General features: G+C 68.1%; 25 protein-coding genes. 13 read left to right on the forward strand and 12 right to left on the reverse strand.

Going from position 1 to position 24,655, the window contains the following annotated elements; all coding sequences use genetic code 11:
- The first annotated feature begins 5 nt into the window (after nt 1-5).
- The 4 genes from MBTS_RS11680 (at nt 6) to MBTS_RS11695 (ending at nt 2,348) form a co-directional block, all read left to right on the forward strand.
- Nucleotides 6-1,010 carry an energy transducer TonB family protein gene (locus MBTS_RS11680; protein WP_056147334.1) on the forward strand — a complete coding sequence of 335 codons (1,005 nt, stop codon included), beginning with the start codon at nt 6-8 and terminating at the stop codon, nt 1,008-1,010.
- Nucleotides 1,011-1,023: 13 nt separating this feature from the next.
- A complete protein-coding gene (locus MBTS_RS11685; protein ID WP_192215728.1) occupies nt 1,024-1,548 on the forward strand; it encodes a metallophosphoesterase family protein in 525 nt (174 codons plus the stop codon).
- A 189-nt stretch (nt 1,549-1,737) separates the two neighbouring features.
- A complete protein-coding gene (locus tag MBTS_RS11690; protein WP_238253778.1) occupies nt 1,738-2,001 on the forward strand; it encodes a hypothetical protein in 264 nt (87 codons plus the stop codon).
- Nucleotides 2,002-2,192: 191 nt separating this feature from the next.
- The gene (locus MBTS_RS11695; RefSeq protein ID WP_018042002.1) at nt 2,193-2,348 is read left to right on the forward strand and encodes a hypothetical protein; all 156 of its coding nucleotides are present in this window, start codon (nt 2,193-2,195) and stop codon (nt 2,346-2,348) included.
- A gap of 12 nt (nt 2,349-2,360) precedes the next feature.
- On the opposite strand, the gene MBTS_RS11700 is transcribed toward MBTS_RS11695, so the two are convergent.
- Nucleotides 2,361-2,615, reverse strand: a complete 255-nt coding sequence (locus MBTS_RS11700) for a hypothetical protein (RefSeq protein WP_147830921.1) — start codon at nt 2,613-2,615, stop codon at nt 2,361-2,363.
- Nucleotides 2,616-2,913: 298 nt separating this feature from the next.
- Between MBTS_RS11700 and flaF the strand changes: the two genes are divergently transcribed.
- Nucleotides 2,914-3,273 (forward strand): flagellar biosynthesis regulator FlaF, encoded by a 360-nt coding sequence (gene flaF, locus MBTS_RS11705; RefSeq protein ID WP_018042000.1) that lies wholly within the window; start codon nt 2,914-2,916, stop codon nt 3,271-3,273.
- Nucleotides 3,274-3,525: 252 nt separating this feature from the next.
- Here the strand turns inward: flaF and MBTS_RS11710 are convergent, their stop codons facing one another.
- From MBTS_RS11710 to modB, 3 genes are all read right to left on the reverse strand, one after another.
- Nucleotides 3,526-3,918, reverse strand: a complete 393-nt coding sequence (locus MBTS_RS11710; protein WP_018041999.1) for a hypothetical protein — start codon at nt 3,916-3,918, stop codon at nt 3,526-3,528.
- A 158-nt stretch (nt 3,919-4,076) separates the two neighbouring features.
- A complete protein-coding gene (gene modC / locus MBTS_RS11715; RefSeq protein WP_147830919.1) occupies nt 4,077-5,222 on the reverse strand; it encodes a molybdenum ABC transporter ATP-binding protein in 1,146 nt (381 codons plus the stop codon).
- A gap of 8 nt (nt 5,223-5,230) precedes the next feature.
- A complete protein-coding gene (gene modB, locus MBTS_RS11720) occupies nt 5,231-5,923 on the reverse strand; it encodes a molybdate ABC transporter permease subunit (protein ID WP_147830917.1) in 693 nt (230 codons plus the stop codon).
- Nucleotides 5,924-6,422: 499 nt separating this feature from the next.
- Between modB and MBTS_RS11725 the strand changes: the two genes are divergently transcribed.
- The 6 genes from MBTS_RS11725 to MBTS_RS11750 all read left to right on the forward strand — a co-directional run bounded on the left by MBTS_RS11725 (nt 6,423) and on the right by MBTS_RS11750 (nt 14,028).
- Nucleotides 6,423-7,340 carry a 50S ribosomal protein L11 methyltransferase gene (locus MBTS_RS11725; RefSeq protein ID WP_147830915.1) on the forward strand — a complete coding sequence of 306 codons (918 nt, stop codon included), beginning with the start codon at nt 6,423-6,425 and terminating at the stop codon, nt 7,338-7,340.
- A gap of 43 nt (nt 7,341-7,383) precedes the next feature.
- Nucleotides 7,384-9,228: an aminopeptidase P family protein gene (locus MBTS_RS11730; protein ID WP_147830913.1), complete on the forward strand. Its 1,845-nt coding sequence runs from the start codon at nt 7,384-7,386 to the stop codon at nt 9,226-9,228.
- Between the two features lie 121 nt (nt 9,229-9,349).
- Nucleotides 9,350-9,613, forward strand: coding sequence for a hypothetical protein (locus tag MBTS_RS11735; protein ID WP_147830911.1), 264 nt, complete (start codon nt 9,350-9,352; stop codon nt 9,611-9,613).
- 178 nt (nt 9,614-9,791) lie between these two features.
- Nucleotides 9,792-11,066, forward strand: a complete 1,275-nt coding sequence (locus MBTS_RS11740) for an NAD(P)/FAD-dependent oxidoreductase (protein WP_147830909.1) — start codon at nt 9,792-9,794, stop codon at nt 11,064-11,066.
- Between the two features lie 146 nt (nt 11,067-11,212).
- On the forward strand, nt 11,213-13,390 hold the full coding sequence (locus MBTS_RS11745) for a protein-disulfide reductase DsbD family protein (protein ID WP_192215734.1): 2,178 nt from the start codon (nt 11,213-11,215) through the stop codon (nt 13,388-13,390).
- A 5-nt stretch (nt 13,391-13,395) separates the two neighbouring features.
- Complete coding sequence (locus MBTS_RS11750; protein WP_187273366.1) at nt 13,396-14,028, forward strand: redoxin domain-containing protein; 633 nt, start codon at nt 13,396-13,398, stop codon at nt 14,026-14,028.
- A 13-nt stretch (nt 14,029-14,041) separates the two neighbouring features.
- On the opposite strand, the gene MBTS_RS11755 is transcribed toward MBTS_RS11750, so the two are convergent.
- The gene (locus MBTS_RS11755; RefSeq protein ID WP_147830908.1) at nt 14,042-15,142 is read right to left on the reverse strand and encodes a hypothetical protein; all 1,101 of its coding nucleotides are present in this window, start codon (nt 15,140-15,142) and stop codon (nt 14,042-14,044) included.
- Nucleotides 15,143-15,384: 242 nt separating this feature from the next.
- On the opposite strand from MBTS_RS11755, the gene MBTS_RS11760 reads away from it, so the two are divergent.
- Entirely contained in the window at nt 15,385-16,617 is a 1,233-nt protein-coding gene (locus tag MBTS_RS11760) for an MFS transporter (protein WP_147830906.1), read from the forward strand.
- A 410-nt stretch (nt 16,618-17,027) separates the two neighbouring features.
- Nucleotides 17,028-17,831, forward strand: a complete 804-nt coding sequence (locus MBTS_RS11765) for a nucleotidyltransferase family protein (protein WP_187273367.1) — start codon at nt 17,028-17,030, stop codon at nt 17,829-17,831.
- A gap of 3 nt (nt 17,832-17,834) precedes the next feature.
- On the opposite strand, the gene tolB is transcribed toward MBTS_RS11765, so the two are convergent.
- From tolB to MBTS_RS11800, 7 genes are all read right to left on the reverse strand, one after another.
- Nucleotides 17,835-19,166: a Tol-Pal system beta propeller repeat protein TolB gene (gene tolB, locus MBTS_RS11770; protein WP_192215729.1), complete on the reverse strand. Its 1,332-nt coding sequence runs from the start codon at nt 19,164-19,166 to the stop codon at nt 17,835-17,837.
- Nucleotides 19,167-19,383: 217 nt separating this feature from the next.
- A complete protein-coding gene (gene tolA / locus MBTS_RS11775; RefSeq protein WP_192215730.1) occupies nt 19,384-20,787 on the reverse strand; it encodes a cell envelope integrity protein TolA in 1,404 nt (467 codons plus the stop codon).
- Nucleotides 20,788-20,802: 15 nt separating this feature from the next.
- Nucleotides 20,803-21,246, reverse strand: a complete 444-nt coding sequence (locus tag MBTS_RS11780; protein ID WP_026175616.1) for an ExbD/TolR family protein — start codon at nt 21,244-21,246, stop codon at nt 20,803-20,805.
- Between the two features lie 32 nt (nt 21,247-21,278).
- Nucleotides 21,279-21,995 (reverse strand): protein TolQ, encoded by a 717-nt coding sequence (gene tolQ / locus MBTS_RS11785; RefSeq protein WP_018041984.1) that lies wholly within the window; start codon nt 21,993-21,995, stop codon nt 21,279-21,281.
- 249 nt (nt 21,996-22,244) lie between these two features.
- A complete protein-coding gene (gene ybgC / locus MBTS_RS11790; protein ID WP_018041983.1) occupies nt 22,245-22,658 on the reverse strand; it encodes a tol-pal system-associated acyl-CoA thioesterase in 414 nt (137 codons plus the stop codon).
- Entirely contained in the window at nt 22,655-23,629 is a 975-nt protein-coding gene (locus MBTS_RS11795; protein ID WP_192215731.1) for a metallophosphoesterase, read from the reverse strand. The genes ybgC and MBTS_RS11795 overlap by 4 nt, the downstream gene beginning before the upstream one ends.
- A complete protein-coding gene (locus MBTS_RS11800) occupies nt 23,626-24,570 on the reverse strand; it encodes a metallophosphoesterase (RefSeq protein WP_192215732.1) in 945 nt (314 codons plus the stop codon). The genes MBTS_RS11795 and MBTS_RS11800 overlap by 4 nt, the downstream gene beginning before the upstream one ends.
- Nucleotides 24,571-24,655 lie beyond the last annotated feature (85 nt).

Raw genomic sequence — 24,655 nt, forward strand, 5'->3', positions numbered from 1 at the left:
ACCCAATGAGCGCCCTCGTCTCGACACGTGAACCCGGACCAAAAGGTCCCACGGGACTCGCTGCCGCCTTCCTCGTGGCCTTCGTCCTGCACCTGGCGGTGCTGGCCGGCATGATGCTGTTCGGTCAGCCGCCCAAGGCGCCCCCCGGCGAGAACACGATCACCATCGATCTGGCGCCGCAATCGACGGAGGCCGAAGCCCCGTCGGCTCCCGCCATGACGGAGGCAGTGCCTCCCCCTGCGGAGGAGACCCCGGTCGAGACGCCGGACGTGGTGGAAGAGGTGCAACCGCCCGACATGGCGGAGGTGACGCCGCCCGAGACCGCCGAGATCCCCCCCGACGAGACCCAGCCCGTGGTCACGCCCGACACGATCACGGAGGTGCCGCCGGAAGAGCAGGTGGTGACCTCCACCGCCGAGGTGGCCGAGCCCCTCGTTCCCCCGCCGCCGGTCGTGGCCAAGCCGCCCGAGCCGGTGAAGCCACCCAAGCCCGTCGAGATCGTCAAACCGAAGCCGAAGCCCGATCCCAAGATCGAGGCGAAGCGCCGGGAGGAACTGGAGGCCAAGCGCGAGGCCATCCGCGAGGCGAAGCTGAAGGCGGCCAAGGAAGCCAAGCTCAGAGCCGCACGCGAGACCATGAGGCGCGCCGCTCAGGAGGGCGGGCCCGCCAGTTCGGCCTCCTCCGCCCGGCAGGCGAGCACGGGCTCGTCCGCCTCCGGCAACGATCCGAGTGCCCTGCGCCAATGGCAGGGAGCCCTGGCCTCGGCCATCAACGGCCGCATGAACCGCAACGCGGCGGCGGGGACGGCGGGGGGCACCGCCGTGGTGCGCTTCACCGTCTCACGCTCGGGTCAGGTCCTCAGTGCCGGGCTCGCCAGCAGCAGCGGCATCAGCGTCATTGACGGCGCGGCGCTGGCCGCCGTGCGCGGTTCGCTGCCGGCGGCTCCTCCCGGCGTCTCCGTGAGCAGCCTCGCCGTCACCGTTCCCATGCGCTTCCGGCCCGGCGGCTGAGCCGGTCGGGGTCGTGGCGGTTTGGTTCACCAGCGATACGCATTTCGGCGACAGGCGTGCGCTGAACATCGACCGGCGTCCCTATCCGGACCTCGCGGCCCACGATGCCGGTCTCATCGCCAACTGGAACGAGAGGGTCGCGCCGGAGGACACCATCTGGCATCTCGGCGACGTGGCGGTCGGCCCCTCCGACGCGCGCATCGCCGAGATCGTCGGCGTCCTCAACGGCGTGAAGCACCTGATCGTTGGTAACAATGACGGTCCGGGCACTCTCGCCCTGCGGGACTGGGCCTCGGTAGATCATTATGCCGAGATCGACGTGGAAGGGCGGCGGCTCGTCCTCTGCCATTACGCGTTCCGGACCTGGAACGGCATCGGCCGCGGCGCCCTCAATCTCCACGGCCATTCCCACGGCAAGCTCACGCCGGCCCCACGGCAATACGATGTCGGGGTCGACGTCCATGCCTGTGTACCGGTGCGCCTCGACCAGATTCTGGCCTCTCGCAGGCGCAAGAAACCTGCGGAACCTTCGCCGTGAGTTCGCCGTTTGAACGGCAGACTCGACGATGACGACCGATCACTGGCCTTGAACTTGATCAGGGACCGACCGGACCATGTCGCCGGGGTCGAAAGACGGACAGCCCACCTTCAACGAGACGCACAATCGGATTTTCCCATGCGCTTCGCTCCTGCAACGCCCATCGCCGCTTTTGGCCTCGTGCTGTGCATGATCGCCCCCACCCTCGCGGCTCCCTCCTGCCTCAAGGGTGAACTGAAGATCCAGGAGGCCGCGGCGCTGCGATACCAGGCTCGTGAGGAAGCACGTCTCGGCAACCGTGACCGGGTCTGCGACACACTCGACGAAGTCGGCGATCGGTACGAGGACGCGAAGGAAGCCTTCGAGAATTGCGGCGCCGGCATTGTCGCCATCGATCTTCGCAGCGAAACGCGGGCTTTGCGGGCCGCCAAATCGGTAAATCGTTGCGACTGAACGGTGAGGCAGGACGCGGATACTGCGTTCCCGCCTCATCCGACTGATAATTCGAACTCAAATCGGCATCCGCTCTACTGCGAATTGCCTCTGCATCCGCCTGTCCGGTGCGGCGACGCACAGCCGCCCCGCCATCCCCACGTCACAGCTTCACGTACGACGGAAAGCTTGTCCGTCGGGAGAATTCCGTCATGAACGCGTCCGCCCAGCACAGCGATCTCACCCTGCTCTCGTCCCACGCCGCCCACTCGTCGGCGACCGGCCCGTCTTTCGCGGCGGCCCTGTGCGGGTTCCTCTCGACCACCGTGGCGACCACGATGGTGATGTTCCTCCTCAGCAGCCTGTGATCGTCGCCCCCATCACGGGGCCACGAACCAGAAGCGTCGCTTGGAGAACAGCATGTCCGGGTGGCCGATGGTCTGGTCACTCTGAGGACGGGCGGGGACGAGACTGCAAGGGGGCTCGATGCGCGGCGGAGCCGCCGGGAGTAGCAGCGCCGACGAGACGGGATAGAGGCCGAGCCTGGCCTGGACCTCGGGCTGTCGGACGGCGACGATGGTGACGACCCCGGCGATGAGCCCTCCGGCGAGCGTACCGAGCAGAAAATTCATCATGTCTGTGAAAAGTCGTGCCCGCCCGCAGCGCGGGTCTGCTTCGACGCAGCATGACCGCAAAATCTAACTGATACGTTGCACAATGCCGTCCGGCGTCGTTCCCTTGCTGCAGCGCACGCCATCGTGTCGGTCGATCCAGTCGGACAAGGCGAGGTCATCTATCTCACTCCACGTCCTCCGCCAGCTTATCGGCATGATTGGGGCGAAATCCGTCCGCTACCAGATTTTAACCTTACCCCGTCAACGTCTGCCTCCAGCGGCCCGAATCAGCTCGGCCGCTTCGGGAGAAGGATCGACTATGTCCTACGGAGCCAGTGCCTATGCACGGGTCGCGCAGACCGCGTTGTCGCCTCGGGAGGCGGAGGCAGCCGTCCTTATCAAGGCAGCGGGCCGGCTCCAGACGATCCAGGAAGATTGGCAGAACCAGTCGGGAGCGTTGAACGAGGCCCTGAACTTCAATCAGAAAGTCTGGACGATCATTGCCGGTGCCGCGACGGCTCCCGAGAGCCAGTTGCCGATCGAAATCAAGACGAGCATTGCCGAACTCTCGACCTTCGTCTTCAAGCGGATGATCGACACGATGATCGACCCGAAGGCGGAGAAGCTATCGGCCCTCATCAACATCAATCACCAGATCGCCGCCGGGCTGCGCACCTGACGCACGAGGGTGCCCCTCTGGAAGCGTGCGTACGCCTCGCGACGCATACCGGCACGCTGGATCGGCTGTCGCGATACCATGGCCGCCGGGCAAACCAGTGCCGGTTTCCTCGGCTAACCCGCTGGAGGGGTCTCTCAGCTTCTTGTGAACAACGACGCCGGCCCTACGGGCCAACGACGAAAAGGCCGTAGCCCGAGCTACGACCTTGCTTGCCCACCCTCCCTCGGCTTGTGCTTCCGGCCCCAGTTCCCGTCAGGCCGTTCGATCGAGGGGGTGCTGATCTTCCTTCGCCCGCATCGCCGTCGCCTCCGCATAGGCGCGGGCTCGAAGGATCGTGGCCTCGGGCAACTGAACGACGACATCACCGGAATTCGGGTCCACCACCTGATAAACGAGGCTCTTGGTGTCCTGATCCACCGTTATGCGGCGCTCATCGGCCGTCGGCGCCTCTGTGTCGGGCTTCGGCGCCTGATCGTCGGCGACGGGTGCGTCGTCCAGCCGAACATCGAAGCGCACGGGTGGATCCAACGGCGTGCCGACCGTCGTCGCCGGGCCGGCTTTACGCACCGGAGCCGGGGCATTCACGATCGGAGCGACTGGCGCGACGGTGGGCATCGACATCGGAGAAATACTGAGGATCGTCATTGCACGCCCTTTCGAAGGTGGTCGTGGCATGCAACCAAAAACGACGGCGAGGGTAAACCAGTCTTTAAAACCCGCCGATTACCCACCACTGTCCCCGAAGATGAGAAAGGAATTCTCAAGGGGATAGATAGTTTTTTAAGAATCAGGCCGGCGCGCGGTCAGATTTCCACCGCGTCCGGCCTCGCCGTGCCGACACCCTCGGGATCGAAGGCGACGCTTTTCACCACGGCGTAGACGGCGCGGCCGGGCGCGAGGGCGAGATCGCGCACCGAGGCGCGGGTCAGGCGGGCCGCCAGCAGGGCGCCGTTGCAGTCGATCTCCACCATGGACGCCGCCTCGCCGAGGGCGTGGATCGAGACGACGCGCCCTTCGAGCAGATTGCGCGCGCTCAAACCCAGCGGCGGCTGCGTGGCGAGGAGGACGTCACGCGCCGGCACACGGATGCGCACCGCCGTGCCGGGGCTTCGCGTCAGGCGGGGAACGGAGAGCCGACCGGCACGCCCGCTCAGGCACGTCAGGCCGGTCTCGGGATCGGTCTCGCCCACGACCATGTCGAGGATCGCACCGGCCTCGCTCCCCTGCGCGGCAAGGAGGTCCGCCCGGCGAAGCACCGTATCGGCGGTGCCAACGGCGGCGACACGGCCGGCCTCGAGCACCACGACGGTGCGCGCCAGCCGAGCCACCTCCGAGACCGCATGGCTGACATAGACGATGGGCAGGCCAGCCTCGTCGCGCAGGCGCTCGATATAGGGCAGGATCTCGGCCTTGCGGGCCTCGTCGAGGGCGGCGAGGGGCTCGTCCATGAGCAGGAGCCGGGGCCGGCTGAGCAGGGCCCGGCCGATCGCCACCCTTTGCGCCTCGCCACCCGACAGCCCCGCCGGCCGCCGGTCGAGGAGATGGCCGATGCCGAGGAGATCGATGACGCCGTCGAAGGCGATCCCGTCGCTGCGGCTCCGCGCGAAGGCCCGGCCGTAGCTCAGGTTCCGGCGCACGCTGAGATGCGGCAACAGCCGCGCCTGCTGGAACACCACCCCGATGCGCCGACGATGGGCCGGAACGGCGATCCCCCGCTCCCTGTCGAGAAGCGTCTCGCCCGACACCGCGATGCGGCCCCGATCGGGCCGCGCCAACCCGGCGACGAGGTCGATCACCGTGGTCTTGCCCGAGCCCGAACGGCCGAACAGGGCGGTGAGACCGGGGCCGGCGGTGAAGGCGACGTCGAGGCTGAAGGCCCCCCGCGTGAGCGACACGTCGATGTCGAGGGTAACGGAGTCCTGAGTGGCGGAGTCGCGGGTGGCGGACATGGGCCTCCTCACCCCGCGCCGAGGCGGCGCGCGAGGCGCCGGGCCAGCAGGTCTGAGACGAGGAGGGCCGCCATCGACAGGGCCACCGAGATCAGGGTGAGGCGCAACGCGGCCCCCTCCCCGCCCGGCACCTGAGTCAGGCTGTAGATCGCGGAGGGCAGCGTCTGTGTCTCGCCGGGGATGTTGGAGACGAAGGTGATGGTGGCGCCGAACTCGCCCATCGCCTTGGCGAAAGCGAGCACCGAACCGGCGAGGATGCCGGGCATGGCGAGCGGCAGGGTGACGGTGAGGAAGACCGCGCTCGGCCTTGCTCCGAGGGTGGCGGCGGCCTGTTCGAGGCGCCGGTCCACGGCCTCGATGGACAGGCGCATGGCCCGAACCATCAGCGGAAACCCCATGATCGCGCAGGCCAGAGCCGCTCCGGTCCAGCGGAACGAGAACACGATCCCGACCTCGGCGAGCGCCGCGCCGAAGGTGCCGCGCCGCCCGAACGACAGCAGCAGGAGATAGCCCGTCACCACGGGAGGCAGGATCAGGGGCAAGTGGACCAGGCCGTCCAAGAGCGCGCGGCCGGGGAAACGTCCGCGCGCCAGGAGCATGGCGATGCCGAGACCGGGAAAGAGGCTCGCCAGCGTCGCCACGGAGGCGACCTTCAAGCTCAGACCGATGGCGCTCCATTCGTCGGGGGTGAAATCGAGCACGGGATGCGAATCAGACGCCGGTCTCGGAGGAGCGCATGCCCGAGCTTCGAATGCCGCTAGCCTGGATCATGGAGACGCGCATCCCTCTCGCGGCAATCCGATCCTCGCGAACCGCACCGGCCAATCACAAGCGCGGATAGCACGAATCGCGGCCACCCATGAGGGCATGAACTCAGGGCGCGGGCGGTTCGTCCTCCGGCTTGATCCGGCGTTCGGCGCGATGGAGCCGGCTCAAGAGAACCAGCATCGAACCCGGAATCGGTTCGAAATGCGGCTCGGAATCGAGCAGACCCGAGGCTCCGCTCGCAGGAAGGCGTCTGGCGGTCCTCCTGCCGACGATGGCCACGGGGGCCCGGGTTATGTTTTTCTTCTGGTTCGTACTCAACACCGCACCCTCGAACGCCGCAGGGACGACAGGAGAAGCGCAGAAAAACGCGAAGGTTCGGGTTCGGTTCCGCGACGGTGGCGGGCAATCCCCGCGGATGCTAGAGCCCGCACCATGCTCGAAGGCCTTCATCCCAACCGCCCCACCCATGTGCTGCGCCTCCTCACGGACGAGCGGTCGGCGCGCGCCATGACCGACATCCTCGGCGAGATGTTCGATCCGACGGAGACGGCGGTGGCCGCCTTCGAGGCGGAGGACGGCAAGACCTGGCGGCTGGAGGCCTATTTCGCCGACGCTCCGGACGAGGAGATGGTCCGCGACCTGATCCGCCCCCTGGTGGGCGAACAGGCCGATGCGGCCGTGTTCGAGACCATCGATCAGCAGGATTGGGTCCGCGCCTCCCTGGAAGGATTGAATCCCGTCCGCGCCGGGCGGTTCCTCGTCCACGGCGCGCATGACCGCCACACTGTGCGGCCCAACGATCTGGCTATCGAGATCGAGGCGGCCCTCGCCTTCGGCACAGGCCACCACGGCACGACGCTGGGCTGCCTAAAGGCGCTGGCCGGCATCCTGAAGCAGGGCCGTCCCGCGCATGTTCTCGATGTGGGCACCGGCACCGGCATCCTCGCCTTCGCGGCGGCCAAAGCCCTGCATCAGCCGGTCCATGCCGGCGACCTCGACCCCGAGGCGGTCTCCACCGCCAAGGGCAATGCCCGCTTGAACGGTCTCGGCGGCCTCGTCCGGCTCTATGTCGGACCCGGCGTGCGCCATGCGAGCGCGAACCGGAGCCGGCGCTTCGACGTGGTCTTCGCCAACATCCTCGCTCGGCCCCTGAAGCGCCTCGCGCCGACCCTCACGGCGACGGTGGCGGATCACGGCGTGCTCATCCTCTCGGGGCTGATCGAACGCGACGTGCCCGGCGTCCTCTCCACCTATCGCCATCGCGGCTTCCACCTCGCCCGGCATGGCTTGATCGAGGGCTGGGCGACGCTGGTGCTCAAGCGCGGCGGAGCGGCACCGCGCCCGCTCTGAGGGCGGTTGCCGCCTCGTCCGGCGGCGCGTAACTCTCGATGCCATGAGCCGCGCCCGCTTCCAGACCTTCGACGATCCAAGCCACCGGGAGGGCGCGACGCGCATCGCCGCCCTGAGGGAGGCAATGCGGCGGGCGGGGATCGACGGGTTCGTGGTGCCCCGCGCCGACGAGCATCAATCGGAATACGTGCCCGCGAATGCCGAGCGCCTCGCCTGGCTCACAGGCTTCACCGGCTCGGCCGGCACCGCCGTGATTCTCGCCGATGAGGCGGCCCTGGTGGTGGACGGGCGCTACACGCTCCAGGCTCCGGCACAGGTGGACACCACGATCCTCACCCCGGTTCAGCTCGCAGAGACCAGTGTCGAGGCCTGGATCGGCGAGCACCTGAGGCAGGGCGCCGTGCTCGGCTACGATCCCTGGCTCCACACCGCCGAGGGCGTCGCCAAATTGGAGAAGGCGGCGGCCAAGGCCGGGGCCAGCATCTCACCGGTTGCGGAGAACCCCGTCGATGCGGTCTGGGCCGACAGGCCCGCCGCCCCCGCAGGCGCGGTGGTGGCGCATCCCCTCGAACTCGCCGGAGACTCCGTCGAGGCCAAGCTCCGCCGCATCCGCGAGGCGCTCGGGCGCGGCGGCTGCGACGCCCTGGTGATCTCCGATCCGCATAATCTCGCCTGGGCGTTCAACCTGCGCGGCAGCGACGTGGCGCATACGCCCCTGGCGCTGGGCTATGCCGTCGTCCCCCGGACCGGGCGTGCCGCTCTGTATCTCACCTCGTCGGCCATCGATCCCGCCTTGCGGGAGGCGCTTTCGCCCTCCGCGGACATCGCCGGGCGGGCGGATTTCGACGCCGCCCTCGCCGCTCTCGCTGCCGGAGCGTCCAGGATCAGGCTCGATTCCGCCACCGGCGCGTCGGCCCTGGCGACACTGGTGGAACAGGCCGGGGGCCGGATCGATCCCGGCCCGGATCCGATCACGCTGATGAAGGCGGTGAAGAATGCGGGCGAGATCGCCGGATCGCGCGCGGCCCATCATCGCGACGGGATCGCAGTCACCCGCTTTCTCGCCTGGCTCTCGCGGCAGGCGCCGGGCGGCCGCCTCACCGAGATCGCCGCCGTGGAGGCGCTGGAGGATTTTCGCGGCGAGACCGGCCTGTTGCGGGACATCTCGTTCCCGACCATCTCGGGCAGCGGCCCCAACGGCGCCATCGTGCATTACCGCGTCACCCGCGACACAGACCGGACGATCGGCGAGGGCGAACTCTTCCTCGTCGATTCGGGCGCGCAATATGCGGACGGGACCACCGACATTACCCGCACCGTCGCGATCGGCACGCCGACGGAGGAGATGCGCGACCGCTTCACGCGCGTGCTCAAGGGCCATGTCGCCATCGCGCGGGCCATGTTCCCGAAGGGCACCACCGGCGCGCAGATCGATTCCTTCGCCCGCGCGCCGCTCTGGCAGGCGGGGCTCGATTTCGATCACGGTACCGGCCACGGCGTCGGCGCATTCCTCTCCGTCCATGAAGGCCCGCAGCGCATCGCCAAGACCGGCACCACCGCCCTCTCGCCCGGTATGATCCTTTCCAACGAGCCGGGCTATTACCGGGCCGGCGCCTACGGCATCCGCATCGAGAACCTCGTCCTCGTGGAGGAGCGCGCGATCCCCGGCGGGGACCGGCCGATGCTCGGCTTCGAGACCCTGACGCTCGCCCCCTACGATGCCAGCCTCATCGACCTCTCGCTGCTGGACGAGGCCGAGATCGCCTGGATCGATTCGTATCACGCGCGGGTGCGGCAGGCCCTGAGCGCCGATCTCGACGGGGAGACGCGGGCGTGGCTCGAGGCGGTGACGCAGCCGTTGCGTCGGATGAAGGACGCAGACGCGTGATCCTTCAGGAGAGCCAAGCCAAAGGCCCCTTGAGATGAAGGCCTTTTATGGCCCTCTTGTCGCACTTTACGGAGGCCCCTTCGTCCTCGCTCTCTTGCTGCGCCGATGGAGGCACCTCGGGTTGGCGGCATTCGCGGGCCAGCTCGTCACGTCGTTTGCGGTGAACAGCCTCCACAGCAGCAATGGCGCAGGTGGGCCGTTGGGTTTCGCGATCCTGATGGTCGGAGTCATCGGCCTCTATACGGGTCTGGCGACGCGGGCGATCAGCTTCCGCCTCGCTCCGCCATCTTCCGCGCCTGTCCGATTCGGCGTCCTCGCCGCCTTCGGCTTTAGCCTTTGGCCCCTCATCATCGCGATGTTCGCATTCGTGAAAAGTCGCGGGTAAGTCAGAAACTGGCAGTTTTGGTTTCTCCATTGCGACCTCGCGGTCCCCGTCCACATCGAGAGCATGATGGGGATGGTTGGCAAGGCCTTACGATCGACTGCGGATCGATCCGAGATGGGTGCCGCAGCGGCCGTGTCATGCCGAAGGTGGAGAGGATGCCCACACAGGAACACACGACATGACCGCCCAGACGGACCTCCACGTGGTCGTCATCGGGTCCGGCGCGGTCGGGACGGTGAGCGCCATCGAATGCCTGCGGGCGGGCCACCGGGTCACCGTGGTCGATCCCGGCTCTCCCGGTGGCGAGCAGGCGTCGAGCTATGGCAATGCCGGCTGGCTCTCGTCGCATTCGGTCATCCCGCCGGCGGAGCCCGGCATGTGGAAGCGGGTGCCCTCCTTCCTCCTCGATCCGCTCGGTCCGCTCTCGATCCGCTGGGCCTACCTGCCCAAGGTCATGCCCTGGCTCACGCGGTTTCTGCTCGCCGCCGCCACCACGGCCCGGATCGAGCGCACCGCCCGCGCCATGCGGACACTCCTCCTCGATGCGCCGAAGCTCCACGCGACGCTCGCCGAGGAGGCGGGTGTCCCGCAGCTCGTCGAGCGGCGCGGCGTGCTGCACGTCTATCCCGACCGGGCGGCCTTCGAGCGCGAGGCGCGGTCCTGGGCAATCAGGCGCAAGGTCGGCGTCACGTGGCTCGAACTCTCGGCCGATGAGTTGCGGCAGAGGGAACCCTCCTTGCATCGGCGCTACACGTTCGGCCTCGTGGTCGAGGAGGCCGGCCATTGCCGCGATCCCGGCGGCTACGTCGCCGCCCTGTCCGAACTGGCACAGGCGCGCGGCGCCACCCTGGTCGCCACCCGCGCGACGGGATTCCGACTGGAAGGCGGACGCCTCGCCGCCGTGACGACGGAACACGGCGAGATCCCCTGCGACCGGGCCGTCGTCGCGGCCGGCGCTCGGTCGAAGCCCCTCGCCGCGTCCCTCGGCGATCCGCTGCCTCTGGAGAGCGAGCGCGGCTACCACATCATGGTGGAGGGCGCCGAGGCGGGGCCGCGCACGCCGGTCATGGCGTCGGACGCCAAGATGATCGTGAATTTCATGAATGGCGGCCTGCGTGCGGCCGGTCAGGTGGAGTTCGCGGGGCTGGCGGCGGCTCCCAACTGGAAGCGCGCCGAGATCCTGCGCGACCACCTGATCTCCATGTTTCCCGGATTGCCGAACCCGATACCGGCCGATCGCCTGAAAGTCTGGCTCGGCCATCGCCCGAGCATGCCGGATGGGCGGCCCTGCATCGGCCCGGCGCGCAAGACCACGGATGTCGTCTACGCCTTCGGCCATGGCCATGTGGGCCTCGTCGGTTCGGCGCGAACCGGACGCCTCGTCGCCCAGCTCGTTGGTGGCGCGACACCGGAAATCCCCCTCGCGCCCTTCGACCCCCGGCGCTTCCTGTGAGCCTCGCCGACTCGCGTGAGGCACTGCAACGCGGCGATTCCGTCGCGGGCAATCGCGTGCCGCCGGTTTTACCCCGGCACCAAACGGCCATATCTAGGCGTCAGGGTGCCATGTCCGGTGCCCCGCTCCTCCGCCTCAAGGTTTCGATGATCCGGCCCCTCGCCCTCCTGCTTCTCGCGCTGATCGGTGCCACGGGGGCCTCGGCGCAGGGGCTCAAGCCGCCGGCCGATCTCGTCAAGGCGAACCTCGTGGCCGAGCCGGGGGCGATCCGGGCCGGGGAACCCTTCACCATCGGTATCCGCATGGTGATGCGCCCGCTTTGGCATGTGTACTGGCGCAATCCGGGCGATTCCGGCCTGTCGCCGGAGGTGGCGTGGTCGCTGCCCCAGGGCTTCACGGCGGGCGCGATCCAGTGGCCGACGCCGAGCCGGATCCCGGTGGCGCATCTGGTGAATTTCGGTTTCGAGGGTGAGACAGTGCTGCTGGCCGAGGTGACCCCCCCGGCGGTGCTTCCGCCCGGCAAGCCCGTGACACTGACGGCCAAGCTCACCTACCTCGTCTGCGAGCGCGAATGCATTCCGGGTTCCGCCGATCTGAAGCTCAGCGTGCCGGTGGCCGCTCCGGGCACCAGCGTGGGAAGCTCGGCTACCAATATCCTGCTGTTCGAGGATGCCCGCGCGGCCCTCCCCGTTCCCTCGCCCTGGCCGGTGACACTCACGAGCGAGGGCGACAGGCTGGTCCTCACCGCCGACGCGCCCGGCCTGAAACCCGACACGATCCGCCAACCGGCCTTCTTCCCCTATTCGGAGACGGCGATCGAGAACGCCGCTCCACAGACCCTGACCATCGACGACAAGGGGTTCCGTCTGAGCCTTGCGCGGGCGACACCCGGCGAGCCCGCCCCCACGGAGCTTCCCGGCGTCCTCACCTTCGACGAGCAGACCGCCGATGGCACGGTCCAGCGCTCCTATGCCATCGGCGACGCGCCGGCCGCCGCACCCACCGGGGTGATTCCCACGGCATCGGACTCCGCATCGCGAAACACTTCGTCGGAGGAGAGCCTGACCCTGTGGAGTGCGGCCGGCCTCGCCTTCCTCGGCGGGCTCCTCCTCAACCTGATGCCCTGCGTCTTTCCCGTGCTGTCGATCAAGGTGCTGAGCCTCGTCAAGCATTCGGGCGAGCCGGCCGCCCGGGTGCGCCTTCACGGCCTCGCCTACACCGCCGGCGTCCTCGCCGCCTTTCTCTCCCTGGCGGGGCTGCTCATCGCCCTCAAGGGCGCGGGCGCCGGGATCGGCTGGGGCTTCCAGCTGCAATCCCCCCTCGTGGTGGCGGGCCTCGCCTACCTGCTCTTCGCCATGGGCCTCAGCCTCTCCGGCGTAGTCCATTTGGGCGGAGGAATAACCGGGCTCGGCGATGGACTGACCCGGCGGGCGGGGCTCGAAGGGTCGTTCTTCACCGGCATCCTGGCGACGGTGGTTGCCACCCCCTGCACCGCCCCCTTCATGGGCTCGGCGGTAGGCTTCGCACTGACGCAGGCACCGCTGGTGAGCCTCACGGTGTTCGCGAGCCTCGGCCTCGGCCTCGCTTTGCCCTTCCTCGTCCTCACCACATGGCCGGCGGCAGTCCGCCGCCTGCCACGGCCGGGGGCCTGGATGGAAACGCTGAAGGGGGCGCTCGCCTTCCCGATCTACGCCACCGTGGCCTGGCTCGTCTGGGTACTGTCGCAGCAGGTCGGATCGGCCGGCCTCCTGGCCGCGCTCATCGGCCTCGTCCTCGTAGGCCTCGCCGCCTGGGCCTGGGAGCGGGCCCGCCACGCGGGTGGCATCGGCGCCGGGCTCGCCCGCCTCACCTCCGTCGCGGCCCTGGCGGCGACCCTCGCGCTGACCTTCGGCCTCGACCAGGACCGGGCCTCGGCGAATAGCAAGAATGCGACGGCCGAAGGCATCGCCCCTTTCACCCAGGCCCGCCTCGATTCCCTCATGACCGAGGGCAAGCCGGTCTTCGTCAACATGACGGCGGCCTGGTGCATCACCTGTCAGGTCAACGAACGCACGGCGCTCGGCACCCAGAGCGTGAAGGCCGCGTTCAAGGCGCGTGACGTGACCTATCTGAAGGGTGACTGGACCAACCAGAACCCAGAGATCACCGCTCTGCTTGAGAAGCATGGCCGCAGCGGCGTGCCGCTCTACCTGCTCTATACCGGCACGGGCGAGCCCATCGTGCTGCCGCAGATCCTGACATCGGGCATCGTCCTCGACGAGCTATCCAAGATCCCGGCGAATGCCGCCGACCGGCGCGCCACCCTCGAGACCACGAAAAGGTGAGAGCCATGGCCCTGCCCCGCCGGATGATTCTCGCAACCGCGTTCGCCGCCGTGCTCGTCGGACTCTCGCCCATCGGCGAGGCGATGGCGGCGGGGCCGCAGGTGGGCAAGCCCGCTCCGCTCTTCACCGGCACGGATGCCGATGGCCGCACCGTCCGGCTGGAGGATTACAGGGGCAAGACCGTCGTCCTCGAATGGACCAACCACGATTGCCCCTTCGTGATGAAGCATTACGGCGGACAGGCGATGCAGGCCCTGCAGCAGAAGTGGACCGAGGCCGGCATCGTCTGGCTGTCGGTCATCTCCTCCGCCCCCGGCGAGCAGGGCGCGGTGGACGGACAGGCCGCCAACCGCCTGACCCAGACCCGGGGGGCCGCCCCTACCGCCGTGATCCTCGACCCCGCCGGAACGATCGGCCGCGCCTACGACGCCAAAACGACGCCTCACATGTTCATCGTCTCGGGTGACGGCACCCTGCTCTACCAGGGCGGCATCGACGACAAGCCTTCCGCCAATCTCGACGACCTCAAGACCGCGAAGAATTACGTGGATCTCGCCCTCACCGAGATCGCCGCCGGCAAGCCGGTGAGCGTGAGGACCGCGAAGCCCTATGGCTGCACGGTGAAATACGCCTCCTGAGGAATCCGCCCCGTTACGAGAAATCCTCGGTGACGATCCGGGCCCAGGTCTCGCCGGCGATCCCGCCGAGAAACACGTTGCCGCCGCGAAGTGTCGCCGCCACCTCCGGATCGCGCGTCCAGGCGATCGTTCCCATGACGTGGTGATAGAAGAGCCCCTTCTGGCGGAAGAGCCCCTTCATCAGGTCGGGTGAGGTCGCCCCGCGCACGGCCACGGCCCCGAATTCAGCCGCGTCGGCGAACATCCGGCCGACGACGAGTTCCTCACGGTTGGGCAGGGCCAATAGCTGGAGCGCATAGGCGACGCCGTCCCGGCGGGCGTAGAGGAGATACAACCCGATCCGGCGGGAGGTCCGGTCCACCACCTCGCGGATCTGGAGGGGGCCATACTTGGTCTGGAGACCGGCCTGTTCGACGAACCAGCCGAGTTCGGCCGGGTCCGGCTTGAGATCGTAGTGAGCGAGGAAGGGACGGGCGGCCTCCGCGAAATCGGCGGCGGCGATGGGACGCGAGACGATACCGTCGGGGCGTGGGGAGCCGGAGGGCAGGAATCGCCGGAGCACGCTATCCGCCGCGCGGGCGATCGGAACGATCCAACGCGCGAGCCGGGGCAGACGCTTGCCGAGGAAATACGCCGCCGTCCCCGCGGGCCGGTGGATCTTCACCCATTCGAGGCTCTGTGCCGGCAGGATCACGAAGCGGGTGGCACGGGCGATATCGAGGGACGTGCGGTTGGCGGTGTCGGTGAAGAGGAGGTCGAAATCGCGGGCGGTGACGCCCCGGATGAGGCTGACGCCGATGCCGGGGTTGTTGTCGGGATCGGCGGCCATGTAGGCGCTGAGGATGCCGGCGCGCAGGGTCCGCTCCCCGACGACCATGGTCATGGCGATGACGCCCATGAAGCCATCCAATACCCCGTTCCGGTCCAGGTGGACGATGGAGCCGGTGCCTTCGGTATAACCAGGAGGATCGAAATACGTCGCCTCCAGGCAGGCGGCGAGCTTGGCAGCCCGATAGCTCCTGCCCAGGCGGAATGTCTGCGAGAACAACTGGCAGACCTGCGGAATGTCGCTCCTCTGGAACGCACGGATCGAGCCGCGTGAAGACGAAGCCACGATATTTTGAACGTCAGCAGGAAGCTGAGCTTGGCCTTCCGGGTTCAGCCCAAGGCTAGTTTGGTTCATGCTGGCACAACCCGATGACGCTCCGTCCCGACCAGCAATTATTCGGCCGATAGATTAGCAATTCGACAAGGCAGCACTTCGCATGCGGCGTAGCCGCGGCATCACTGTCGCACCCTCGGCCTTGTCGAGACGATGCGGTGCGGCTCTCCCTTCACGCCCTTGGCCCATCCCTCATGACAGAACCCGCCGCGCCCCGCTGGTCGGTCTTCCGCAACGGCGATTTCCGTCTTTACGGCGCCGCGCGGTTCCTCACCGGCCTTGCCTACCAGATGCAGGCCGTGGCGGTGGGATGGTTCGTCTACGACCTGACCCGCTCGGCTCTCGCCCTCGGCCTCGTGGGGCTCGCGAGCTTCCTTCCGGCAATGCTCTCCGCCCTGATCACCGGGCACGTGGCCGATACCTACGACCGGCGTCTGGTGACGGCGATCGCCTATGCGACCCTGGCCGCGGCCGATCTCGGTCTCGTCGCCATCGCCTTGTCCGGCACCGGTTCGATCTGGCCCATCTATGCCCTCGTCGTCGTCATCGGCACGTCGCGCGCCTTCGCCAACCCAGCGCTTCAGGCGCTTCTTCCGACCCTGGTGCCGCGCCCCCTGTTCGGATCGGCCATCGCGTGGAACGCCTCGCTCTGGCAGAGCGCATCGATCCTCGGCCCGGCCGCCGGCGGATTTCTCTATATGCTGGGGCCCGCCGCCGTGTTCGGGGCAGCGGCGGCGAGCTTCGCCCTGGCGAGCGCCCTCGTGGTCGCGATCCGCTTCCGCCCCGCTGCCGTGACGGAGCGCCCGCCCGTCACCTGGGCCACCCTCTCGGCCGGCCTGTCCTACATTCGGTCGCAGCCGGTGGTGCTCGGCGCCATCAGCCTCGATCTCGTGGCCGTGCTGTTGGGCGGCGCCACCGCCCTGTTGCCGATCTTCGCCGCCGAGATCCTCCATGTCGGCCCCCTCGGGCTCGGCGCCCTGCGAAGCATGCCCGCGGCAGGCGCAGTGGTCACCGCCATTCTCCTCGCCTATCGCCCCCTCGAACGCCATGCCGGCCAGCGGATGCTGCAGGCAGTGGCGGTCTTCGGCCTCGCCATCACGGCGTTCGGCCTGTCCACCTCGCTGCCGCTCTCGATGGCCTGCCTGTTCGTCACGGGGGCGGCCGACATGATCAGCGTCTACGTGCGCCAAACCTTCGTACAGGGCGAGACGCCCGATGCCATGCGCGGACGGGTCTCGGCGGTGAACACGGTGTTCATCGGCGCCTCCAACGAACTCGGCGAGTTCGAATCCGGCACGCTCGCCGCCCTCGTGGGCGCGGTGCCGGCCGTGGTGGCGGGCGGGCTCGCGACGATCCTCGTGGCAGTGCTGTGGGGCCGCCTGTTCCCGGCCCTCAAGGGGCGGGACCGGCTGCTGCCGGCGGAGTGATGAAAGACACGATGCAACGGAGCGTGAGCGATGATTCCATGCCGGACGAATGTTCGTCGCGGAATGAATAAACGCAGTCGGACCAATGGCTTCTCCAGCGCCATCGGCGCATTATCCCTCCGAAGACCGAAATCGGACGCTTGAGGGATAATCTCATGTTTTTCAGAGATTTAAGCGGGGATCAGGCACGACAGACTATCGATGTCGAACAGGTCTTCTCCGGATACGCGATGACGCAGGGAGAGTTGGACCGGCGGTTCTCAGGCTCGATGTCGTGGAAAACGGTGGGCGGACGGGACTATCTCTACCGCAAGCGACGCGACGCATGGAAATCCCTGGGGCCGCGCGGAGCGGAGACGGAGGCGATCGCCCTTCAGTTTCATGATGGCCGCACGAGACTGCAGGAGAGGATGGCCGGTCTTGCCGCACGTCTCGACGCCATGGCCCCGGTCAATCGAGCCCTCAACCTCGGGCGTCTGCCCCTTATCGCAGCGCGCATCCTGCGTGCCTTGGGCAGGGCGAACCTGATCGGCTCAGGTATCGAGGTGGTGGGGACGAATGCCCTGTTCGCCTATGAGCGCTTTGCCGGTGTCCAGATCGCCGGAGCACACCTCGCAACGGCCGATGTCGACCTGCTGTTCGACGCACGCCGCTCCCTCCGATTGATGGCCCCGGAGGTGTCACTCACGGGCGTGGCGGGACTCCTGCGCAGGGTCGACCATTCCTTCGAAGTCATGGGACAGGGCGGTTTCCGCGCCATCAACCGCGATGGCTACATGGTCGACCTGATCACGCCGGCACCGAAAGACCTCATGGTCAAGCGGGGACGGAGCCGGATCGGCGCGGAGGCGACGGACCTGGAAGCCGTCGAGATCGAGGGGCTGGCCTGGCTCGTCAACAGCCCCAAAGCGACAGCCACGGTCATCGATGCCCGCGGATATCCGCTCACGATGATCGTCCCAGACCCGCGCGCCTTCGCTCTGCACAAGCTCTGGCTCGCTGGACGCCAGGACCGTGATCCACTTAAGCGCGAACGCGACCGGGCTCAGGCCCACCTCGTCGCGTCCCTCGTGACGAGCCGCCTACCGCATCTGCGCTTCGACGATCCGGCCCTGGCCGCACTGCCGCGCGCCCTGCGCAAACAGTCGGCTTTTCTGACCGAGGCAGGACGGGATACGGGTTCCGGTCCGTCTCGCCTCGAGCCCGATTGGTAGCCCTTACTTCCCAGCCAATAGCGGCGACCAGGTCGGGTCGGAGGCATAGGACGGCGTCGGGACGGGCTGTTCCACCTTGCCGGTGATATCGACCATGTAGAGCTTGCCGCCGCCCTGGCCGCCGGGATCGCGGAAGAACAGCACGTACTGGCCGTTGGGCGCGAAGGTCGGCCCTTCGTTGTGGAAGCCTTCCGTGAGCACGCGCTCGCCCGAACCGTCAGGCTTCATCACGCAGATGGCGAAGCCGCCCTTGCGCTGCCGGGTGAAGGCGATGAGGTCGCCTTTCGGCGACCAGGCCGGCTGCGAGGCCGAGCCCTCGCCGAAAGAGATTCGGGTCGGGTTCGAGCCGTCGGCCCCCATCACATAGATCTGCTGCGAGCCGCCGCGATCGGATTCGAACACGATCTTGCCGCCGTCGGGAGAATAGGTCGGCGAGGTGTCGATGGCGTTGCCGTTGGTGATCGGCGTCTGCGCCTTCGAGCCGAGATCCATCTTGACGATGTCGGCGTTGCCGCCCTGCTGCACGCTCATGACGAGGTGGTGACCGTCCGGCGCGAAGCGCGGGCTGGTGCTCATGGAATCCATCCGGCCGATGGCCTGACGCGCGCCGGTCTCCAGGTTGATCACTTGGACACGCGGCTGCTGGCCGGTGGCCTGGGTCATGAATGCGATGTCCTGAGTCGAGGGCGAGTAGCGCGGTGCCACCACGGCGGATTCGCCGTTGGTCAGCGCACGGACATTGGCGCCGTCCTGGTCCATCACCATCAGGCGCTTGCGGCGATTCTCCTTCGATCCCGATTCGTCGACGAAGGCGATGCGGCTGTCGAACCAGCCGCCGAGACCGGTGATCTTGGTATAGACCACGTCCGAGATGAGGTGCCCGGTGCGGCGCGCGTTGGCGACGTCCGCGCCATACTGCTGACCGGTGAGCTGCTGGCCGGAGGTGACGTCCCAGAGCCGGAACTCGACCTTGAGCTTGCCCGAAGGATCACGCCCGACCCGGCCGGTGATGAGGGCCTGGGCGCCGGCGGTACGCCACTTGTCGAAGCCCGGCACCGCATCGAAGCCGGGATTCTCAGGGAACTTCCCCTTCTCCAGGGGCACGAAATAGCCGGACCGGCGCAGGTTGTTGGTCACCACGCTCGAAACCAGCAGGCCGAGGCTCGGATCGCCGGAGAAATCGGCGACCGCGATGGGCATCGGCTGGAACGAGCCGCCGCCGATGCGCAGGTTCAACTGCGCCTGCGCGGGCGCCGCAAAAGCGAGGACGAGGGCGAAGACCGCGAGGAGCGACGCCAGGGGCGAGGCGAGCCGCTGGTGGAAAGTGTCCGTCATGAAGAGATTCCGAAAACCTTGAGCAGGGATTCTGGGAGCGTCGGTCCTTCCTATCCTCGACCTCATCCTGAGGTGTCCGCGTCAGCGGGCCTCGAAGGAGGCTTCCAGCCGGCACGAGGGCCCTGGAAGCCTCCTTCGAGGCCTTCGCTCACGCTTCGGCACCTCAGGATGAGGGAGAGGGATTGGACGAAGCCGAAGGAAGGATCACCGACCTGTATCACACCCGCGAGAACTCGAATTCCGCGTTGATCGCCTTCCAGTCGTCATAGTACGGCGCGAACTGGGGCGGGATCTTGTAGGGCGCGCAGCGCTTCACCGCACGAAGCGCCGCCTCGGCGAGGGAGCGGTCCACGGCGTTGGCGCCGCCGCGCATGATCCGCGGCTCGGTGCTCAGGGCACCGTTGGCGGAGAGGCGGATGTCGAGCATCGGCAGCACCACGCCCTGCGAAGCGCCGGGGGGCGCCGAGTAGCAGCGCTCGATCTGCTGGGTCAGCATCCCGATCAGCGAATCGCGCATGGAGGGCGAGAGGCGCTGCGAGGTACCGCTGGCAGCCCCCAGCGAGGCCGTGCGCTGGACCTCGTGGCCAGTCGCGCCGGTGGATTGCGAGGGTGCCCGCGAGGCGAGCAGTTGCTTGATGTCACCGGAACTGAACTTGTCGGCGAGCTCGGCCTGCTTCTTCGCCTTGGCCTCGGCATCGGCCTTGGCGCGCGCATCCGCCATGGCTTTCGCCTTGGCCTTCGCGGCGGCATCGGCCCTGGCCTTCGCCTCGGCCTGGGCCTTGGCATCCGCAGCGGCTTTGGCTTCAGCGACGGCCTGCTGACGTTCGGCCTCGGCCTTCGCCTTCGCTTCGGCCTTGGCTTCCGCCTCGGCTTCGGCCTTCTCCGCCTTGGCGAGCGCTTCGGCCTTGGCCTTCGCGTCGGCCCGCGCCTTCGCGTCGGCCTGGGCCTTGGCTTCCGCCAGGGCCTTGGCCTTCTCGGCCTTGGCAGCCTCCGCCTTGGCGATGGCCTCGGCCTCCTGGCGCTCGATGAGCTCGGCGAGTTTCTCGCGCTTCTCGGCCTCGACCTTGGCGGCCTTCACCGCCTCGGCCTTTGCTTCGTCCTTGGCCGCCTCAGCCTTGGCGGCGGCCTTGGCCTCTGCCTTGGCCTCTGCCTTGGCCTCCGCCGCAGCCTTGGCTTCCGCCGCTTTGGCGGCCTCGGCTTTGGCAGCCTCCTTGGCGAGCTTCGCCGCTTCGGCCTTGGCGGCAGCCTCCGCCGCTTCCTTGTCGGATTCGTGGTCGGGCATGCGCAGGGGCATCTCCTCGGCGCTGGCGACCTTCATGTCGGCCGGGCGTTTCGGGGGCGCGGGCGCATCGACCTTGGCATTCTCGGGCTCGCGCTCCTCGACCTTCTCCGCGACCTTGTCGGCGTGCGGCTTGGCGTCGGGCATCGGCTTGTCGGCGTTCTTCTCGCCCTTGGTCAGTTCCGAGAATTGCTGCTCGGTCATCACCTCCACCGGCACGCCTTCCTGGGCGTCGGGCAGGGCGGGAGCGGCGACGGACATCAGCGCCACGGTGAGCACGGCGACATGCACGCCGCTCGACACCCAGACGCCCGGTTCCCGGAATTTGGAGGGAAGCTTCACGATCCGCCGCGCCCGTTACTTCTGGTCCGGCTCGGTGACGAGGGCGACCTTCTTGAAGCCGCCTCCGGTCACGATCGCCATCACCTGGGCCACGCGGCCGTAATCCACCCGCTTGTCGCCGCGCACGAAGACGCGCTCCTCGAAGCCGGACTTGGAGGTCTCCACGAGCTTCGGCACGATGGTGTCGTCGGTGAGCTCGGCCTCGCCGAGGAAGACCTGGCCGGTCTGGCGGATAGACAGGGTCACCGGCGTCGAATCGGAATTGAGCGGGCTCGCCTTGGATTGCGGCAGGTCGAGGGGCACGCCCACCGTCATCATCGGCGCGGCCACCATGAACACGATCAGCAGCACGAGCACGACGTCGATGAACGGCGTCATGTTGATCTCGTTGATGGCACCGCCGCGCCGCGCGCGACGCCGCCTGCTGCCACCCTGCGCCGCTCCGTGGGCCATGCCCATGATCGTGCCTCGATGCTTCTAAGGATGCGGGATCAGGCGGCGAGCGACAGGCGCTCGTCGATCTGACGCGAGAGGATGGCGGAGAACTCGTCGGCGAAGCCCTCGAGCCGCGACTGGGCCTTCGACACGTTCGACTGCAGCTTGTTGTAGGCGAGCACCGCGGGAATGGCCGCGAACAGGCCGATGGCGGTGGCGAACAGGGCCTCGGCGATGCCGGGTGCGACCACGGCCAGGGACGTGTTCTTCGACGCCGCGATGGCGGTGAAGGATGTCATGATGCCCCAGACCGTGCCGAACAGGCCGACATAGGGGCCGGCCGAACCGATGGAGGCGAGGAACAGCAGGCGCGACTCGAGGCGCTCGACCTCACGCTGGATCGTCACGTCGAGCACTTTGTCGATGCGCTGGGACAGGCTCTGGATCTGCCGGCCGGAGCCCTCGAACGAGCGCTTCCATTCGCGCATGGCGGCCACGAACAGGGCGCCGAGATTGGTGGCGGGCCGGTCGTTGAACGAGCGGTAGAGCTCCTCCAGGGAGCGGCCGGACCAGAACGCCTCCTCGAACGCATCCATCTCGGTCTTGGTGCGGCGGAACAGCAGGGTCTTGTCGACGATGATGGCCCAGCACCAGACGGAGCAGCCGAGCAGGCCCACCATCACCAGCTTCACCACGAAATGAGCGTGCCAGAACAGGTTGAACAAGCTCATGTCCGGCGGCGGCAGCGCCTGCATGGCATCGGCGGGATTCATGCGTTCGTCCTCGTCCCGGGTCGACCGGGAGGTCGACTCCCGCGCTCCACCTGACCCGGGCGGTATGTTCCCCAGATCGCTGGTGAATCTGTCGAAAGTATGGGGTGCATCGCAAAATGCACGCCGCACCTTCCTCGGCCGTCAAGGTTAATGAACCATGAGGAAGTGTCGAATTCTCTCCTGCCGGAGGTCTCACTGTCCTGGGCACATCGCTTTGCCGACCGAAAGCCGGGCCGGCCCTGCCGGAGCCTAAAGCGACGGAGTCGCGAAACGCTGGGCCATGGCCCGGCGGAGGCTGTCCGGAAGACGAACCGCGCGGCCATCGCGCACCGCCGCCACGGTGACCTCGGCCTTGAGCAGGACCTCGTCGCCGCGCCGCACCTCCTGGATCATCGGCATCGAAGCGCCGCGCAGTTCGACGACGGTGGTCATGATGGCGAGCATGTCGTCCATCCGCGCCGGCTTCAGGAAGTCCAGCACCATGCGCCGCACCACGAAGATCAACCCGGCATCGCGCGCGAGGTCGACCTGCTCCATGGCGAGGGCGCGAAGCAGCTCGGTGCGGCCGCGCTCCATGTAGCGCAAGTAATTGGCGTGATAGACGAAACCTGAGAAATCGGTGTCTTCGTAATAGACGCGGATATCGATGCGATGAGAGGTCATGCGATGGCTTCCGAGGATAGGTCGACCACGACGATCTCGGGGGGAACGCCGAAGCGAACCGGCGCGATGCTGTTGCCGAGGCCGCCGGAGACGACGAGATCCGCCTGCTCGCGGACATGGCCGTAGGCGTAACGGTTGGCGTAACGCGACGGAACCACGGGAGAGTAACCGAACAGCCGCACCTGGCCGCCATGGGTATGGCCGGACAGGGTCAGCGCCACATGGGCCGGAACCTGCGGAAAGATGTCCGGCTCGTGCGCCAGCAGGACCGTCGGCGCGCCCTGCGGCACGGCGGCGAGCGTCTTGTCGAGATCGTCGACCCCGATGCGGGCATAGCCGTGACGCTTGGCGCCCGGCAGCAGGGCGAGCTGGTCGCCAAGTCCCGCAAGCCAGAACGCGCGCCCGTCCTTTTCCAACCGGATAGCCTCGTTCTCGAGGACGCGGATGCCGGCCCGCGTCAGGGCCTCCCCGGCGATGGTCGGCCCCGCCCCGCGCGCCTGCGCTGAACGGTCCTCCCACCAATCGTGATTTCCGAGAATGGCACAAGTGCCCAGCGGCGCCCTGAGCCGGCCGAGTTCGGGCGCCCATTCGGCGGCCTCGACATAGCGTGTGACGAAGTTCTGCCCGGTGACGTAGTCGCCGAGGAGCACCATCAGGTCGCCGCCGAGCGCATTGGCGGTCTCGACGATGCCGGCGATGCGGGCGGCACTCATCCACGGCTCGCACGCATGGATGTCGGCCAGCGCCACGATGCGGAGCTTCAGCCCGGCGGGCCAGTGGCCCTTCGGCGTGATGGCGTAGCGCGTCACCGACAGGCGCATGGGCTCGATGCCGACGCCGTAGGCGGCCGTCGCACCTCCTGCCAGGGCCATGCCGCCGAGGCCGGCGAGAACCGTCCGGCGCGTGATCCTCACCGCTCGTGTCCTGGAGGGCAGAGCCTCCTCGCCGATCCGATCGTCAACCGGGTTCATGCCATGGGCTCCGAGGACAGGTCGACCACCACGATCTCTGGCGGAACCCCGAAGCGCACCGGCAGGCCGCTCATGCCTAGGCCACCGGAAACCACGAGGTCGGTCTGCTCGCGCACATGGCCATAGGCGTAGCGCCGCCCATACCGGGAGGGGACGACGGGGGCGTAGCCAAGGAGCCGGACCTGTCCGCCATGGGTATGGCCCGAAAGGGTCAGCGCCACATGGGCGGGCACCTGCGGGAAGATGTCCGGCTCATGGGCGAGAAGGATGGAGGGCGCGCCGTCGGGGATCGCCGCGAGGGTGGCCGGCAGGTCGTCGCTTCCCTTCCGGGGGAGACCGAAGCGCCACCATGTGCGCTCGAAGCTCAGTTGATCTCCGAGCCCGGCGAGCCAGACCTCGTGTCCCCTCACCCGCAGAGGCAGGGCCTCGTTCTCGAGCACGCGGATGCCGGCGCGGGTCAGGGCCTCCCCGGCGAAGGTCGGGCCGTGCCCGCGCTCGCAGGCGGCGCGATCGGCCCACCAATCGTGATTGCCGAGGATGGCGTAGGTGCCCAGCGGCGCCTTCAACGCCCCGAGGACGGGTGCCCAATCGGCGGAGTCCACGATGCCGGCGAGCCGGTCCATGCCATTCACGTAGTCGCCGAGCAGCACGATCACGTCGCCGCCGAGGCCGTTGGCCGCCTCGACGATCCGCCGGATGTGCTGAGGCGTCATGAAGGGATCGCAGGCATGGACGTCGGAGACGGCAACGATCCGCAGGGTCAGGCCGGCCGGCCACGGCGCCATCGGGGTGATCCGGTAGCGCGTGATGGCGAGACGCATCGGCTCGATACCGATTCCGTAGGCGGCCGTACCGCTGCCCGCGAGCGCCACGGCGCCGAGGCCGAGCACGACGGTGCGGCGGGTGATCCGGACCGGGGAGGATGCGGGGTCGGAGCTCATGGGGTGGAGGTCGCCTTTCGGCCGGGTCTATCGCAGAGGACTTGCTGTTCGGAGCGACGTTAGCCCTCCTCTCCCCGCGAGCGGG

It is taken from the genome of Methylobacterium bullatum, assembly GCF_014845095.1.
Classification (GTDB): Bacteria; Pseudomonadota; Alphaproteobacteria; order Rhizobiales; family Beijerinckiaceae; genus Methylobacterium; species Methylobacterium bullatum.

Bases quoted from the DNA above. Each gene is read 5' to 3' on its own strand.
- MBTS_RS11750 (WP_187273366.1), top strand. From the start codon at position 13,396: ATGGCCCTGCCCCGCCGGATGATTCTCGCAACCGCGTTCGCCGCCGTG.
- flaF (WP_018042000.1), top strand. From the start codon at position 2,914: ATGTCCTACGGAGCCAGTGCCTATGCACGGGTCGCGCAGACCGCGTTG.
- MBTS_RS11795 (WP_192215731.1), bottom strand. From the start codon at position 23,629: ATGAACCCGGTTGACGATCGGATCGGCGAGGAGGCTCTGCCCTCCAGG.
- tolB (WP_192215729.1), bottom strand. From the start codon at position 19,166: ATGACGGACACTTTCCACCAGCGGCTCGCCTCGCCCCTGGCGTCGCTC.
- MBTS_RS11680 (WP_056147334.1), top strand. From the start codon at position 6: ATGAGCGCCCTCGTCTCGACACGTGAACCCGGACCAAAAGGTCCCACG.
- MBTS_RS11700 (WP_147830921.1), bottom strand. From the start codon at position 2,615: ATGATGAATTTTCTGCTCGGTACGCTCGCCGGAGGGCTCATCGCCGGG.
- modC (WP_147830919.1), bottom strand. From the start codon at position 5,222: ATGTCCGCCACCCGCGACTCCGCCACTCAGGACTCCGTTACCCTCGAC.
- MBTS_RS11765 (WP_187273367.1), top strand. From the start codon at position 17,028: ATGGCCGGTCTTGCCGCACGTCTCGACGCCATGGCCCCGGTCAATCGA.
- MBTS_RS11690 (WP_238253778.1), top strand. From the start codon at position 1,738: ATGATCGCCCCCACCCTCGCGGCTCCCTCCTGCCTCAAGGGTGAACTG.
- ybgC (WP_018041983.1), bottom strand. From the start codon at position 22,658: ATGACCTCTCATCGCATCGATATCCGCGTCTATTACGAAGACACCGAT.
- MBTS_RS11760 (WP_147830906.1), top strand. From the start codon at position 15,385: ATGACAGAACCCGCCGCGCCCCGCTGGTCGGTCTTCCGCAACGGCGAT.
- MBTS_RS11710 (WP_018041999.1), bottom strand. From the start codon at position 3,918: ATGACGATCCTCAGTATTTCTCCGATGTCGATGCCCACCGTCGCGCCA.
- MBTS_RS11695 (WP_018042002.1), top strand. From the start codon at position 2,193: ATGAACGCGTCCGCCCAGCACAGCGATCTCACCCTGCTCTCGTCCCAC.
- MBTS_RS11725 (WP_147830915.1), top strand. From the start codon at position 6,423: ATGCTCGAAGGCCTTCATCCCAACCGCCCCACCCATGTGCTGCGCCTC.
- MBTS_RS11730 (WP_147830913.1), top strand. From the start codon at position 7,384: ATGAGCCGCGCCCGCTTCCAGACCTTCGACGATCCAAGCCACCGGGAG.
- MBTS_RS11745 (WP_192215734.1), top strand. From the start codon at position 11,213: ATGATCCGGCCCCTCGCCCTCCTGCTTCTCGCGCTGATCGGTGCCACG.
- MBTS_RS11740 (WP_147830909.1), top strand. From the start codon at position 9,792: ATGACCGCCCAGACGGACCTCCACGTGGTCGTCATCGGGTCCGGCGCG.
- MBTS_RS11780 (WP_026175616.1), bottom strand. From the start codon at position 21,246: ATGGGCATGGCCCACGGAGCGGCGCAGGGTGGCAGCAGGCGGCGTCGC.
- MBTS_RS11800 (WP_192215732.1), bottom strand. From the start codon at position 24,570: ATGAGCTCCGACCCCGCATCCTCCCCGGTCCGGATCACCCGCCGCACC.
- tolQ (WP_018041984.1), bottom strand. From the start codon at position 21,995: ATGAATCCCGCCGATGCCATGCAGGCGCTGCCGCCGCCGGACATGAGC.